The organism is Amycolatopsis sp. NPDC045836 (genome assembly GCF_056431745.1).
This window is the reverse complement of record NZ_JBWKKF010000010.1, coordinates 255,756-270,324: the sequence shown is the minus strand read 5'-3', so window position 1 is coordinate 270,324 and position 14,569 is coordinate 255,756. Positions and strand designations below refer to the sequence as shown.

The 14,569-nt window shown below is 74.6% G+C and carries 7 protein-coding genes; 4 read left to right on the top strand and 3 right to left on the bottom strand.

The window, feature by feature from the left end; all coding sequences use genetic code 11:
- Window positions 1-21 precede the first annotated feature (21 nt).
- The 3 genes from AC07EG_RS21375 to AC07EG_RS21365 are packed head-to-tail and all read left to right on the top strand — an operon-like array spanning window position 22 to window position 12,504.
- The gene (locus AC07EG_RS21375; protein WP_478254885.1) at window positions 22-10,101 is read left to right on the top strand and encodes an amino acid adenylation domain-containing protein; all 10,080 of its coding nucleotides are present in this window, start codon (window positions 22-24) and stop codon (window positions 10,099-10,101) included.
- Window positions 10,098-11,504 (top strand): DHA2 family efflux MFS transporter permease subunit, encoded by a 1,407-nt coding sequence (locus tag AC07EG_RS21370; RefSeq protein ID WP_478254884.1) that lies wholly within the window; start codon window positions 10,098-10,100, stop codon window positions 11,502-11,504. The genes AC07EG_RS21375 and AC07EG_RS21370 overlap by 4 nt, the downstream gene beginning before the upstream one ends.
- On the top strand, window positions 11,497-12,504 hold the full coding sequence (locus AC07EG_RS21365) for a 3-deoxy-7-phosphoheptulonate synthase (RefSeq protein ID WP_478254883.1): 1,008 nt from the start codon (window positions 11,497-11,499) through the stop codon (window positions 12,502-12,504). The genes AC07EG_RS21370 and AC07EG_RS21365 overlap by 8 nt, the downstream gene beginning before the upstream one ends.
- A gap of 3 nt (window positions 12,505-12,507) precedes the next feature.
- On the opposite strand, the gene AC07EG_RS21360 is transcribed toward AC07EG_RS21365, so the two are convergent.
- Entirely contained in the window at window positions 12,508-13,056 is a 549-nt protein-coding gene (locus AC07EG_RS21360) for a hypothetical protein (protein ID WP_478254882.1), read from the bottom strand.
- 80 nt (window positions 13,057-13,136) lie between these two features.
- Window positions 13,137-13,517, bottom strand: a complete 381-nt coding sequence (locus tag AC07EG_RS21355) for a tautomerase family protein (RefSeq protein ID WP_478254881.1) — start codon at window positions 13,515-13,517, stop codon at window positions 13,137-13,139.
- 174 nt (window positions 13,518-13,691) lie between these two features.
- Between AC07EG_RS21355 and AC07EG_RS21350 the strand changes: the two genes are divergently transcribed.
- A complete protein-coding gene (locus tag AC07EG_RS21350; RefSeq protein ID WP_478254880.1) occupies window positions 13,692-14,033 on the top strand; it encodes a hypothetical protein in 342 nt (113 codons plus the stop codon).
- Here the strand turns inward: AC07EG_RS21350 and AC07EG_RS21345 are convergent.
- Window positions 14,030-14,305 carry a hypothetical protein gene (locus AC07EG_RS21345; protein ID WP_478254879.1) on the bottom strand — a complete coding sequence of 92 codons (276 nt, stop codon included), beginning with the start codon at window positions 14,303-14,305 and terminating at the stop codon, window positions 14,030-14,032. The genes AC07EG_RS21350 and AC07EG_RS21345 overlap by 4 nt on opposite strands.
- Window positions 14,306-14,569 lie beyond the last annotated feature (264 nt).

Here is a 14,569-nt window from a genome sequence, read left to right as displayed (position 1 = left end):
AGAACCCACCAGGAGCGCGAGTTGAGCACTGCCCACGCCGAACCCGAGACCGCCGTTCTCGAGCTGACCAGCGCCCAGCTGGGCATCTGGAACGCGCAGCGGCTCGAACCGGACTCGCCGTACTACCTGGTCGGCGACGTGGTGGAGGTGGACGGGCCGGAGCCGGTGGACGCGGAGCTGATCGCCGAGGCGATCCGCCGCACCACCGAGGAGGCGGACAGCCTGCGGCTGCGGGTTTCCGAGACCGGGCACGGGCCGCGGCAGGTGGTCTCCGCGGCACCGGTGCCGCTGCCGGAGATCGTGGACTTCAGCGGGGAACGCGATCCGGTGGCCGCCGCGCACGCGTTCGTCGAGGCCGAACGCCACCGCGCCGCCGAGGCGTGCCGGGGCATGGTGGACCGGCCGCTGTTCTCGCACACCGTGCTCCGGCTCGCGCCGAACCGGGTGTGGTTCACCCAGCTCGGCCACCACCTGGTGTTCGACGGCTACACCGCGGCCATGCTCGCCCGCCGCACCGGTGCGCACTACACCGCGCTGGTGCAGGGTGACCCGCCCCCGCCGCCGGCCTTCGGGCGGTTCGCCGACGTGGTCGAGGCCGACCGCGCCTACCTGGCCAGCGAGCGGGCCGAGCGCGACCGCCAGTACTGGCTCGACCGGTTCACCCCGCTGCCGGACCTCGGCGAGACCACCGCGGCGACCGGGCTGCCGGAGCGCACGGTCACCGCGCGGGCGGTGCTCCCGGCCGCCGACGTGGACCGGCTGCGCGTGCTCGCCGAACGCGAGGGCACCACCTGGGGCGAGGCGCTGATCGCCGGGTACGCCGCCTTCCTGCACCGCGTGCTCGGCTGCACCGACGTGGTGTTCGCGATGCCGCTGATGTGCCGCACCGGATCGGCGCTGCGGACCCCGGCGATGGCGGTCAACGTGCTGCCGCTGCGGGTCGAGGTGCGGGGCGGCGACCGGCTCGGCGAGCTGACCGCCCGGGTGGCGGCCGCGTTGCGGGACATGCGCAGGCACCAGCGCTACCGCGGCGAGAACCTGCCGCAGGACCTGGCCGTGCCGGGGGCGGGGGCGCTGCTGCACGGGCGCGGCATCAACCTCAAGGCGTTCGACCTGGCCATCGAGTTCGCCGGGGCCACCGGCGTGCTGCGCAACGTGGCCGGCGGGCCGCCGGAGGACATGGGGCTGAGCGTGCTGCCCCACGGCGAAGGCGGGCTGCTGCTCGGGTTCGAGGTGGACGCGCGGACCCACGACCAGGCCGGGGTGGAGCGCCGGCTGACCGCGCTGCGCACCCTGCTCACCGCGCTGACCGGGCCGGGCGAACCGCGGATCGGGCAGGTCGACCTGGTCGGCCCGGCCGAGCGGGAGGCGCTGCTCGGCGCCTGGACCACACCGGCGGTGCCGGGCGAACCGCTGGACGTGCCCGGCCTGCTGCACGAACTCGCCACCGTCCACGCCGGGCAGACCGTGCTGGTGCACGGGGACGACCGGCTGACCGGCGCGGAACTGGTCTCCCGGGTGCACCGGCTGGCCAGGGCGCTGCACGACCGGGGAGTGGGCCGGGACGACGTGGTGGCGCTCGCGCTGCCGCGGTCGGCAGAGCTGGTGGTGGCGTTGCTCGCGGTGCTCGAAGCGGGGGCGGCGTTCCTGCCGCTGGACACCGAGCACCCGCCCGAGCGCCTGCGCGAACTGATCGCCGACGCCGGTGCCGTGCTCGTGGTGACGGACGACGAGGCGGCCTCCGGCCCCGGCCTGCGGCCGGACGACCCGGAACTGGCTTCGCTGCCGGACGAACCGCTGTCCGTGCCGCGGCACGCCGACGACCTGGCCTACGTCATCTACACCTCCGGCTCGACCGGACGGCCGAAGGGCGTGCTCTGCCGCGCGGGCGGCCTGGCGGAACTGGTGCACCGCCACCGGCACACCACCGTCGCCGAGGCGGAACGGGCCGCCCGGCGGCGGCTGCGCGTCGCGCACACCTACTCGTTCGCCTTCGACTCCGCGCTGGACCAGCTGCTGTGGTTGCTGTGCGGGCACGAACTGCACCTCTACGGCACCGAGATCGCCAAGGACGCCGACGAACTGCTGGCCGCCTGCGCCCGCGACCGGATCGACGTGCTGGACACCACCCCGTCGATGGCCGCGCCGCTGGTGGACGGCGGCCTGCTGGCCCGGCACCCGCTGACCCTGCTGGTGCTCGGCGGGGAGGCGACCCCACCGGCGTTGTGGCGGCGCGTGGTCGAGTCCGGGGTCACCGCGCGCAACATGTACGGGCCCACGGAGACCACCGTGGACAGTACGAGCGCGTTGCTCGGCGGCACCGAGCCGACCATCGGTTCCGCGGTGCCGGGAACCCGGATCTACCTGCTGGACAACGCGTTGCGCCCGGTTCCGGAGGGCGCGGCGGGTGAGCTGTACGTGACCGGCCCGCACCTGGCCCGCGGCTACGCCGGGCAGCCGGGGCTCACCGCGGAGCGCTTCGTGGCCGACCCGCTGGGGGAGCCCGGCGCCAGGATGTACCGCACCGGCGACCTCGCCCGCTGGGTGCCCGGCCGCGGCCTCGAATACCTCGGCCGCCGGGACGGTCAGCTCAAGATCCGGGGCCACCGCGTGGAACTCGGCGAAGCCGAAGCCGCGCTGGGCGCGGTGCCCGGGGTGAGCGCGGCCGCCGCCGCGGTGCACGGCTCCCGCCTGGTCGGGTACGTGGTGCCCGCCGCCGGTGCGGCGATCACCCCGGACGGCGTGCGCGCCACCCTGGCCGAGCGCCTGCCCGGCCACCTGGTGCCCGCGGCCGTCGTGGTGCTCGACGAACTCCCGGTGACCGGCAACGGCAAGCTGGACCGCGCCGCCCTGCCCGCACCGCGCGTGAGCGGCGACGGCCGCGCGCCGAGCACCGAACGCGAGCGCCTGCTGTGCGAAACCATCGCCGAGGTGGTGGGGGCCGTCCGCGTGGGCGTGGACGACGACTTCTTCGCCCTCGGCGGCGACAGCATCACCGCGATCAGCGTGAGCAGCAGGCTCCGGGCCCGCGGCCTGGAACTGCGGCCCCGAGACCTGCTGGCCCGCCGCAGCTTCGCCGCGCTGGCGGCCTCGGCGGAAGAGATCGGCGGCACGCCGGAGCAGGTGCCCGACGAGCCGACCGGCCCGGTGCCCGCGCCGCCGATCGTGCGCGCCCTGCTCGACCCGCACCCGGATGTCACCGTGTTGGCCGGGTACGCGCAGTGGACCGCGCTCCGGCTCGGCGACCACCTGCCGGCCGACGCCCTGCGCGACGGCCTGCGCGCGGTCCTCGACCACCACGACGCCCTGCGCCTGCGGGTCGGCCCGGCGGGCCTGCTGACCATCGGCCCGCGGGGCAGCGCGGCCTCGTTCGTGGAGGAGATCGGCGGCCCGGCCGACGTCACCGAGGTGGCCGGGCGACTGGCCGCCGCCCTCGACCCGCAGGCCGGCGAGCTGGTCCGCCTGGCCCTGCTGCGGGCCGACGACGGTGACCGGCTGGTCGTCGTGGTGCACCACCTGGCGGTGGACGGGGTGTCGTGGCGGGTGCTGCTGCCCGATCTGCACGCCGCCTGCACCGGCGGTGCGCTCGAGCCGGTGGGCACCTCGTGGCGGCGGCACGCGCTGCTGCTCGCCGAGCAGGGCGAAACCGGGGCCCGCCGGGGCGAGCTCGGCCACTGGCGCGGGGCGCGCGACGGGTTCCGGCTGGGTGCGCGCCCCCTGGACAAGGCGGTCGACACGGCGGCCACCGCGAAGCGGTCGACCACGATCGCTTCCCCGGAGATCACCGAGGCCCTGCTGACCACGCTGCCCGCCGCCTACCGCGCGGGCGTGGACGAGGTGCTGCTGACCGCGCTCGTGCTGGCCCTGCGGCCGGGGCGGGACGCCGACGCGATCACCGTCACCGTGGAGGGGCACGGCCGCGAGCAGGCCGGTACCGACCTCGCCCGCACGGTCGGCTGGTTCACCAGCGAGTACCCGCTGCGCCTGCCCACCGCGGGCGAACCGGGTGCGCTGCTGCGCGCGGTCAAGGAAGCCAAGCGGGCGGTGCCCGGCGGCGGGGTCGGCTACGGCGTGCTGCGCTACCTCGACCCGCTGACCCGCGAGGAGTTCGGCGCCACCCCGCCGCCGGACGTGCTGCTGAACTACCTCGGCCGGTTCACCGCGCCGTCCGGCACGGACTGGCGCCTGCCCGAACGGGACGCCTTCTCGGTCACCGAACCCCCGGCGAAGGCGCTGGAGCAGGTGCTCGCGCTCAACTGCTTCGTGCACGAGGACGGCGATGCCCCGCGCCTGGCCGTCGAATGGACCGCCGCGAGCCTGGTGCTGCCGCCCTCGATGGTGGCGGAACTGCAGCGGGCCTGGGAAGACGCGCTCGCGACACTGGCCGCGCACGCCGGGAGCGGTGGCGGGCTGACCCCGTCGGACCTGCCCTACGTCCGGCTCGACCAGGCCGCCATCGACGCGCTGGAACGCCGTGGCCCGATCGACGACGTGCTGCCCGCGACCTCGTTGCAGGCCGGGTTGTCCTTCCACACCCTGGTCCGCGGTGAGCAGGACACCGACGTCTACGTGGTGCAGGCGAAAACCCTGCTCGAAGGCGAACTGGACGCCGGGCGGATGCGGGCCGCCGCCGCGGAACTGCTGCGCCGCCACCCCGCGCTCCGGGTGCACCTGCACACCACGGCCGCCGGTGAGGTGGTGCAGGTGGTGCCCGCCGAAGCCAGCCTGGACTGGCGGTACGAAGACCTCTCCGGTGACCCGGACGCCTTCGACGAGCACTGCCGGACCGAGCTGGCGCGCCCGTTCGACCCGAACGAGCCGCCGCTGATCCGGTTCCTGCTGTGCACCGTGGGCCCCCGCACGCACCGGCTGGTGCTCACCAACCACCACGCGCTGCTCGACGGCTGGTCGATGCCGCTGGTCGGCCGCACCCTGCTGGCCACCTACGCCGAACTCGGCGGCGGCCCGCCCGCGCCCGTCGCGCCCCCGCTCGGCGAGTACCACCGCTGGCTGGCCGGTCGCGACCAGGACGCCTCGCTGGCGGTCTGGCGGGCCGCACTGTCCGGATTGGACGAAGGCACGCACCTCGCCCCGGCCGGTGCCGAGTCCACTGTGGACCGGCCGGAGCGGGTGCGGATCGGGCTGGGCACCGAGTTCAGCGAGCGGCTGCGGGCCTTCGCGCGGGCTCGGGGCGTCACGCCGACCACGGTGTTCCAGGCCGCGTGGGGCGTGCTGCTCGGCAAGCTGACCGGACGGCACGACGTGCTGTTCGGCTGCCCGGTCTCGGGCCGTCCCGCCGAGGTCGACGGGGTGGAGACCACCATCGGCCAGCTCGGCACCACGATCCCGGTGCGCGTGGCCTTCGAACCCGGCGAGAGCGCGGCCGGGCTGCTCGGCCGGGTGCACGAGGACAGCGTCCGCCTGGCCGAGCACCACCACGCCGGGCTGCCGGACATCCAGCGCGCGGCCGGGCTCGGTGAGCTGTTCGACACCATGCTGGTGATGGAGAACTTCCCGCTGTCCAGCCGGAACCGCACCACGCTGGCCCCGGGGCTCGACCTGGCAGGCGTGGACATCACCGACGCCACGCACTACCCGCTGACGGTGATCGTCATCCCGGAGGACGAGATCGTGCTGGGCCTCGGTTACCAGCCGCACGCCTTCGACGAGGAGACCGTGCGGGCCTACGGCCGCTGGCTGCGGAACCTGCTGCACGAGATCGTCACCGACCCGGACCGGCCGATCGCCCGGCTGCGGGCGCTCGACGCCGACGAGCACGAGCGCGTGCTGCGCCTCGGGGTGGGCGCCGAGCCGAAGCGGGAGCGCGGCGGTGCCCTCGAGGAGTTCGCGCGCTGGGTGGAGCGCACGCCGGACGCGGAAGCCGTGGTGTGCCGCGACCGCAGCCTGTCCTACCGCGAACTCGACCGCCGGGCGAACCGGCTCGCGCACGCGCTGCTCGACCGCGGGGTGCGGCCGCAGGACGCGGTCGCCGTGCTGCTCGACCGCGACGTCGAACTGGTGGTGGCGTTGTTCGGCGTGCTCAAGGCCGGTGCGGTGTACGTGCCGATGGACCCGGAGTACCCGGCCGACCGGCTGGCCTACCTGGTCGAGGACATCCGCCCGGCCGCGGTGGTCGGCCGGGCGTTCGGCGACCTGCCGGTGCTCGACCCGGCCGCGCCCGGCGGACCGTCCACCTGGGACGAAGACCCGGTGCACGCGCGCCGGGACATCGTGCCGGACTCGATCGCCTACGTCATCTACACCTCCGGCACCACCGGGAAACCGAAGGGCGTGGCGGTCCCGCACCGCGGCGTGCCGAGCCTGGTGGCGCTGCAGGAGGACGTCGTCGGCATCGGGGAGGCCGAGCGGTACCTGCACTTCGCCTCGACCAGCTTCGACGTGGCCTTCTGGCAGTTCATGCTGCCGCTGCTCTCCGGCGGCACCTCGGTGATCGCGCCCGCGGAGGTGCGCGTGGCCGGTGACGAACTGCTCGACTACATCGTCGAGCACCGGGTCACCGGGGTGAACCTGCTGCCGTCGTTCCTGGCCGCCATGCCCGACGACCGCACGGTCGACCCGGAGGTGTTCTTCGTCGTCGGGGCCGAACGCCTCGACCCGGAACTGGCGCGGCGCTGGGGCGACCGGCGGGCCCTGTTCAACGCCTACGGGCCGACCGAGGTGACGATCAACTCGGTCACCTGGCGCTACGACCGCGACGACCCCGGGCCGCTGCCGATCGGCCTGCCCGATCCCGAGGTGCGGGCCTACGTGCTCGACAGCGGCCTGCAGCCGGTCGGCACCGGGGTCACCGGTGAGCTGTACCTGGCCGGGCCCAAGGTGGCCCGCGGTTACGTCAACCGGCCGGGGCTGACCGCGGAACGGTTCGTGGCGGACCCCTACGGGCCACCGGGGGAGCGCATGTACCGCACCGGAGACCTGGTGCGCTGGCGGCCCGACGGCAACCTGGTCTTCCTCGGCCGGGCCGACCACCAGGTCAAGATCCGCGGGTTCCGGATCGAGCTGGGCGAGATCGAAAGCACGCTCACCCGGCACCCGGAGGTCCGGGCGTGTGCGGTGATCGTCCGGGAAGGACGGCTGGTCGCCTACCTCATCCCCGCCGACGGTGCCGAGCCCGATCCGGCCGGGGTGCGGGAGTTCCTGGCCGCCGAACTGCCCGAGCACATGGTGCCCGCCGCGCTGGTCACGCTGGACCGCCTGCCGCTCGGGCCCAGCGGCAAGCTCGACCGCGCCGCGCTGCCCGCCCCGGAAGCCGGGGCCTCGGCCCCGGCGCGGGAACCGGCCACCGAGGCCGAAGCGGTGCTGCTGCGGGTGTTCCGCGAGGTGCTGGGCACCGGCGAGGTCAACCTGGACGACGCCTTCCTCGACGTCGGCGGCGACAGCATCGTGTCGCTGCGGGTGGTCTCCCGTGCCCGCCGCGAGGGCCTGACGCTGACCGCGCGGGACGTCTTCGAGGGCCGGACGGTCGCCGGGATCGCCGCGCGCTGCGGTGCCGTCGCGGCCAAGCCCGGCGAGGAACCCGCGGCCGGGGACGCGCCGCTCACCCCGGTCATGCGGGACCTGCTGCGCCGGGGCGCCGCCGACGGGTTCTGCCAGTGGGTCGAGGTGTGCGTGCCCGCCGGGGGAGACGCGGCGACCTGGCGCGCGGTGTTCGACGCCGTGCTCGCCCGGCACGACGTGCTGCGGGCGCACCTGGCCGGTGACGCGCTGCGCATCCCCGAGGCCGGCGCGGTCACCGGAGCCGACGTGCTCGACCACGTGCGGGCCGGGGATGTCGGTGACCTGCGGGCGCTGACCGACGAGCACATCGCCGCCGCCAGGGCGCGGATGGACCTGGAGACCGGGCCGCTGCTGCGTGCGGTGTGGCTCGACGCGGGCCCGGCCCGGCTCGGCAGGCTGGTCCTGGTCGCGCACCACATCGTCGTCGACGCGGTGTCGTGGCGGATCCTGCTCGACGACATCGAGCACCGGTACCGGACCGGCGGCCCGCTCACCCGGCACGGGCAGTCGTTCCTCGGCTGGGCGAAGGCGCTGCGCGCCGCGGTGCCGGAACGCCGTGCGGAACTGCCGCACTGGCGCGCGGTCACCGCCGCCCCACCGGCCCGGCTCGCGCGCACCCCGCTCGACCCGGTGAGGGACACCGCCGCCACGGCGGTCCACCGGCTGCTCCAGCTCGACCGGGAAACCACCCGAGCCGTGCTGACCACGCTGCCCGCGGCCTACCGGACGACCCCGGACACCGTGCTGCTGACCGCGCTCGCCGAAGCGGTCGCCGCCTGGCGCGGTGGCCCGCCGGACCTCCTGGTGGCGCTGGAGAGCCACGGGCGGTCCGGGGCGGGGGACCTGTCGCAGACCGTCGGCTGGTTCACCGCCGTGCACCCGGCCCGGATCACCCCGCCGGGCGGTGACCCGGCGAAGGCGCTGAAGTCGGTCAAGGAGCACCTGAAGGCCGCCGGGGACGGGCTGGGTTACGGCCTCCTGCGGGACGAGCTGCCCGGTCCGGACCCGGAAATCAGCTGGAACTACCTCGGCCGCTTCGCCGAACCGGCCGAGGGGGTGTGGCAGGCGCCGCCGGACGCCGATCCGCTCGGCTCCGGCGGGAGCGGAGACCTGCCGCTGCCGTACGCGCTGATGATCAACGCGCTGGCCCGCGACGAGGGCCTGGGCATCCGGTTCACCTGGCCGTCGGCGTTGTTCACCGAAGCCGAGATCGGCGAGCTGGCCGAATGCCTGCGCCGGGCGGTGACCCGGATCGCCACCGACGCCGGTGCCCGCGCCGGTGCCGGGCTGACCCCGTCCGACCTGCCGCTGATCGACCTCGACCAGGCGGCCATCGACGCGCTGGAAGCCCGGTACGCCGTGGCCGACGTGCTGCCGCTGACCCCGTTGCAACGGGTGATGCGGGACGCGGCCGAGACCTATCCGGTGCAGGCGGCCTTCTCGCTGTCCGGTGCGCTCGACGTGGACGCCCTGCGCGCCGCCGGTGCCGAACTGCTGCGGCGGCACCCGAACCTGGGTGCGGTCTTCCCGCCCGAACTGGACGCGCAGGTGCTCCCGGTCGATCCCCGGCCCGATTTCCGGGTGCTGGACGTGCCCACTCCGGACAGCGTGGACCAGCTGCTGGCCGCGGACCTGGCCGAGCCGTTCGACCTGGCCGCGGGACCACCGGTGCGGCTGACCGTGCTCCGGCACGGGCCGCAGCGCTGCGAGTTCGTGCTGACCAGCCACCACGTGCTGTCCGACGGCTGGTCGGCGCCACGCATCCTGACCGAGCTGTTCGCCCTGTACGGCGGTGCCCCGCTGCCGGAACCGGTGCCGTTCTCCCGGTATCTGCGGTGGCGGGCGGACCGGGACCGGGCCGCGGAACTGCGGGCGTGGGGTGCCGAACTCGACGGCCTCGGCGAAGGCGACTACCTCACGCGGGGCAGGCCGGAACTGCTCGGCGCGGCCGAACCGGTGTTGTTCGAGGTCGAAGCCCCGGTCGTCGCCGAGCTGACCAGGGCGGGCGCGGAGCACGGCCTGACGGTGAACACGCTGCTGCAGGGTGCCTGGGCGGCGGTGCTCGCCGCCCGGTCCGGCCGCCGCGACGTCTGCTTCGGTGCCATGGTTTCCGGCCGGACCGCCGACGTGCCCGGGATCGAGGAGATCATCGGGCTGCTGGCGGGCACGGTGCCGGTGCGCGCCCGCTGGCGGGGCACGGTCGCCGAAGCGCTCGCCGACCTCCAGGCCCGGCAGCAGGCGATGGTCGAGCACCACCACACCGGCCTGCCCGAACTGGCGCGGCTGACCGGCAGGCGGCGGTTGTTCGACAGCCTGGTGGTGTTCGAGAACTACCCGGTCGACCCGGCGCGGCTGGTCGAACCCGCCCCCGGCCTGCGGGTGACCGGCACGCGGTTCCGCGAGCGCACGCACCACCCGGTCACGGTGACCGTGGTGCCCGGCGAATCCGGCTGGACCGGGGTGCTCGGTTACCAGGACGGCGTGTTCTCCGCGGCCGAGGCCGCGGAACTGGCGGCGGAGCTGGTGCGGGTGCTGCGGGCGCTGCCGGGCCGGTTCACCGGTGACGTGGCGGAGCTGTGGTGAGCGCGGTGGACTCCCGGCCGCGGGTCGGCGCCGCGTTGTGGCGGACGGCTTTTGTGCTGGTGCTGGGCACGTTCATGGCGACGCTGGACAGCACCATCGTCTCGGTGGGGGTGTCCACGCTCGCCGGGGAGTTCGGGGCGCCGGTCACCGGGATCCAGTGGGTCACCACGGCCTACCTGCTCGCCGTGGTCGCCGCCGTGCCGGCCTCGGGCTGGCTGGCCGACCGCTTCGGCGGCCGCCGGGTGTGGCTGCTCGCGGTGGCCGGCTTCCTGCTCGGCTCGCTGCTGTGCGCGCTGGCGTGGTCGCTGCCCAGCCTGATCGCCTTCCGCGTGCTGCAGGGGCTCGCGGGCGGGCTGCTGCCCCCGGCCGGGCAGGCGCTGCTGGCCAGGGCCGCCGGGCGGGACCGGATCGGCCGGGTGATCTCGGTCGTCGGTGTGGTCCCGCTGCTTTCCCCGGTGCTCGGGCCGCTGCTCGGCGGCTCCGTGCTCGCTGTCGCGGACTGGCCGTGGCTGTTCTACGTCAACCTGCCGATCGGGCTGGTGGCGATCCTGCTCGCCCGCCGGTACGTGCCGGTGGTCCCGCCCGCCGAGGAGCGGGTGCCGTTCGACTTCCGCGGTGCCGCGCTGCTCTCACCCGGGCTGGCCGTGCTGGTGTTCGGCCTGACCGGGATCGGCCACGAGCAGGCGGTCCCGCCGGTGGTCGCGGGACTGGCGGTGGCCGCCGGGGCGCTGATGCTCGCCGGGTTCGCCACGCACGGGCTGCGCACCAGCCGGGTGCCGCTGATCGACCCGCGCCTGTTCGCCCGGCCGCCGTTCGGCGTCGCGGCGCTGGCGCTGCTGGTGCTCGGGGCGTCGGTGTTCGGCACGATGTTCCTGCTGCCGCTGTACCTGCAAAGCGGCGAGGGGCTCTCGGCGTGGGAGACCGGTCTGCTGCTGGCCCCACAGGGTGCCGGTGCGCTGGCCGGGTCGCTGCTGGTGAACCGGCTCGTCGACGCGGTGGCCCCCCGCACGCTGGTGCTGACCGGGATCGCGCTGGTCGCCGCCGGCACCGCCGCGTTCACCCAGCTCGGCGCCGGACTGCCGGACGTGGCGATCGCGGTTTCCCTGCTGGTGCGCGGATTCGGCGCGGCGATGATCGGCGCGCCGGTGATGACCGTCGTCTACCGGCACCTCGCTCCGGCGCAGCTGCCCCGCGCGGCCGGTGCGCTCAACCTGCTCAACACCGTCGGCGGCTCGATCGGGACCGCCGCGCTGGCCGTGGTGCTGCAGCACCGGCTGGCGGCGCGCGGCACCGATCTCCCGGCGGCCTTCGCCGACACCTTCTGGTGGGTGCTCGGCCTGGCGCTGGTCGCCGCGGCCGGCGCGTTCCGCCTTCCCAGGAAGAAGGACTCCACGGATGCCTGAACAGGACACCCTGCCCTCGCCCGCCGAGATCACCGGCGCCCGCCCGCTGTCGCAGGCGGTGGCCGGGCACCGGGCCACCATCGGCGCCGTGCTGGCCCGGCGCGACCCCCGGCTGCTGGTGGTGGCCGGGCCGTGCTCGGTGCACGACCCGGCGGCCGCGCTGGACTACGCCCGGCTGCTGGCCGGCGCCGCCGGCCGGTTCGCCGACGACCTGGTCATCGTGCTGCGGGCGTACCTGGAAAAACCCCGCACGGTGGCGGGCTGGACCGGGCTGCTGCCCGATCCGACGCTCGACGGCAAGGGCGACATCGGCACCGGCATCCGCCTCGGCCGCTCGTTCCTGTCCGACGCGGCGGGCACCGGACTGCCGCTGGCCTACGAGTTCGTCGACCCGCTGCTCGCGCACTACGTCGCGGACCTGGTCAGCTGGGCGGCGGTCGGGGCGCGCACGGTGGCCAGCCAGCCGCACCGGCACCTGGCGTCGTGGCTGCCGATGCCGGTCGGCATGAAGAACTGCGTTTCCGGCGGGCTCGACACCGCGGTGCAGGCCATCCGCGCGGCCGGGCTGCCGCACACCTTCCCCGGCGTCGCCGCCGACGGGCGGCTGACCACGCTGCGCAGCGCCGGGAACCCCGCCGCGCACCTGGTGCTGCGCGGTGGCCCGGTGCCGAACCACGACGCCGCCAGCGTCGCCGCCGCCCTGTCCACCCTGCACGAAGCGGGGTTGCCGCCGCGGGTGGTGGTGGACGCTTCCCACGGCAACAGCGGCAAGGACCACAACCGCCAGCCCGCGGTGGTCGAGGACCTGGCGGAGCAGATCGCCGGTGGCAACAACGCACTGGCGGGGGTGATGCTGGAGTCCTACCTGGCCGACGGCAACCAGCCGCAGACGGGCGGGCGGCTGCGGCCGGAGCTGAGCATCACCGATCCGTGCCTGAGCTGGGAGCGCACGCTGCCGCTGCTGGAGGTGCTGGCCGGGGCGGCCCGCCGCCGCCGTTAGCCGTCAGGCCCGCCGCCGGTGGTAGGCCACCGCCAGCACGATGGTGATCGGCCCCCAGACGGCGGTCGGCGCGAGGCAGACCGCCGCGAGGACCTCCCAGGCGGCGCTGGTGTACCGGACCGACTCGATGACGCCGTAGGCGGTGAGGGCCCGGTTGCCGCCGAGCGGGACGTGGGTGAACAGCACGGTGAGGAGCAGACCGCCGGCGACGGCGGGGATCACCGCCGCCAGTGGCCGGACGGGCTTGCCGCCGATGATCGGGAGCCAGGCCGGTGCCACCTCACCCCAGCCGCGGACCAGGCCGGTGGTCAGGACCGCGATGAGTTCGGTGAGCACGCTGAGCGCGAGCACGTGGGGGACGCTCAGCCAGTACGGCGGCATGCCGAGGTCGTGCACCTGCCCCATGTCGAAGTGCACGGCGAAGGGCAGCCGCCACAGGCACGACGGCAACAGGAGCAGGGGCAGCGCGTGGGCCAGGCGCGTCGCCCAGCGGGGGACCGGCCGCGCGGTGTCGCTCACCGGCGGGGACAGGTGGAGCAGCTTGGTGATCACGCACCCCACCCTCGCCTCCCGAACGGGCGGCGAGATCACTCTCGCGGCTCGGCACCCTCCTGCTCGCGGGGGAGACGACCTCAGGCGTATTGGGCTTCGCCGTGGCCGAAGGACCAGTCGATCGGCTCGTTCTCGGTGAGCGCGACGAACACGTTCCGCGGTTCGGTGCCGGCGTATTCCTCGGCCAGTTCGGCGATCCGGCGGTACAGCGCCTTCTTCTGCTCCGCCGTGCGCCCGGCGCGCAGGGTGAGCGCGATGTAGACGATGCCGTCGTCGCGCGGGATGCCGAGGTAGTTGCTGTCGTAGTGCAGGCGGCTGGTGGTGCCCTCGTGGCTGGTCAGGATCTGGAACCGGTCGTCGGGTGGCACGCCGATGGTGTCCAGGGCTTCGTGCACGGCCCGGCCGAGTGCGTCGAGCCGGGCGGGGTCCGCGTGCAGCGCGTCGATGCGAATCAGAGGCATGCCCGTACTGTACATACTAGTATGTACAGACACAAGGTCGGCGATTGGCGACACCTACGCGGAGTCGGGCTCCACGAGGTGCAGGTCCTCTGCTTCCCGCAGGCCAACGGCCCGGCGGGCGTCCGTTCCCGCGGGGCCGGGCGGCGCGGGAGCCGGGCTGGGGTTCGCCGTGCGTTGCTGCTGCGCCCCGGCGTCACCTTCGGCGAGCGTGAGCTGCTCGACCGCGTCCGGGGCGACGAACCGCCCGGCACCGGCGTGAAGGTGGTGCCCGGCTGCGTCTACCGATCGCGCCGCTGCCTGGACGCGGCCGGGGGACGCCGATCCGGTGCTGGCCAGCGATCGCGGTGGCTACCGGTTCACCGGGGCCGGGAGCGGACCGGCGCCCGGCTGGAAACCGGAATCACCGAACGGCTCGCGGCCACCCGGCAAGCCATCGACCAGCGACGATCGGTGTTGCCCCCGCAACTCCCAGGCTGCACCAGCCGTGGCCGGCGGCTGGCTGGCCTCGTGCGCTAGAAGTCGTAGCCGGGGTGCTGGGCTTTGACCCAGGCCGACCTGGAGAAGTCCCAATCGAAATTGCGCTGGTCGTCCGAGTGGTCGTCGAAGGCCATCATCAGCGGCCGCTCCCGGGTGCCGATGGTTCCGGTACGCGTGGCCCCGTTTTCGGCGACATCGAATTCGAGTGAGTATTCGTCGACGGTGTTCTGCACACCGCTGAGTTGGCTGCCGAGCCATTCGGCGACTTCCGGATCAACGGTGAAGCGGCCACCGGGCAACTTCGCCTCCACACTGCTGCTTCGCGCCTGGCGTAGTGGATTTCTTGCCCGGTGTGGCTCTTCTCGGGTAGGTCCCCTCGAATGCTCGCCGGGCCATTTGTGCTCAGCAAGTCGCATCGCCAAGCTTCGTTGCGACACGCGATGCTCAAGAAATTCGTGGGTGCGGGGGGGCGCGGAAGGAGCCCCACCCCCCCAAGGAACCACCGGGTCTTTCGGGAGAAAACACGCCCACCCCCCCCCCCCATGCTTTGTGGCTCCCCCGTGAGAGAGTGGCCC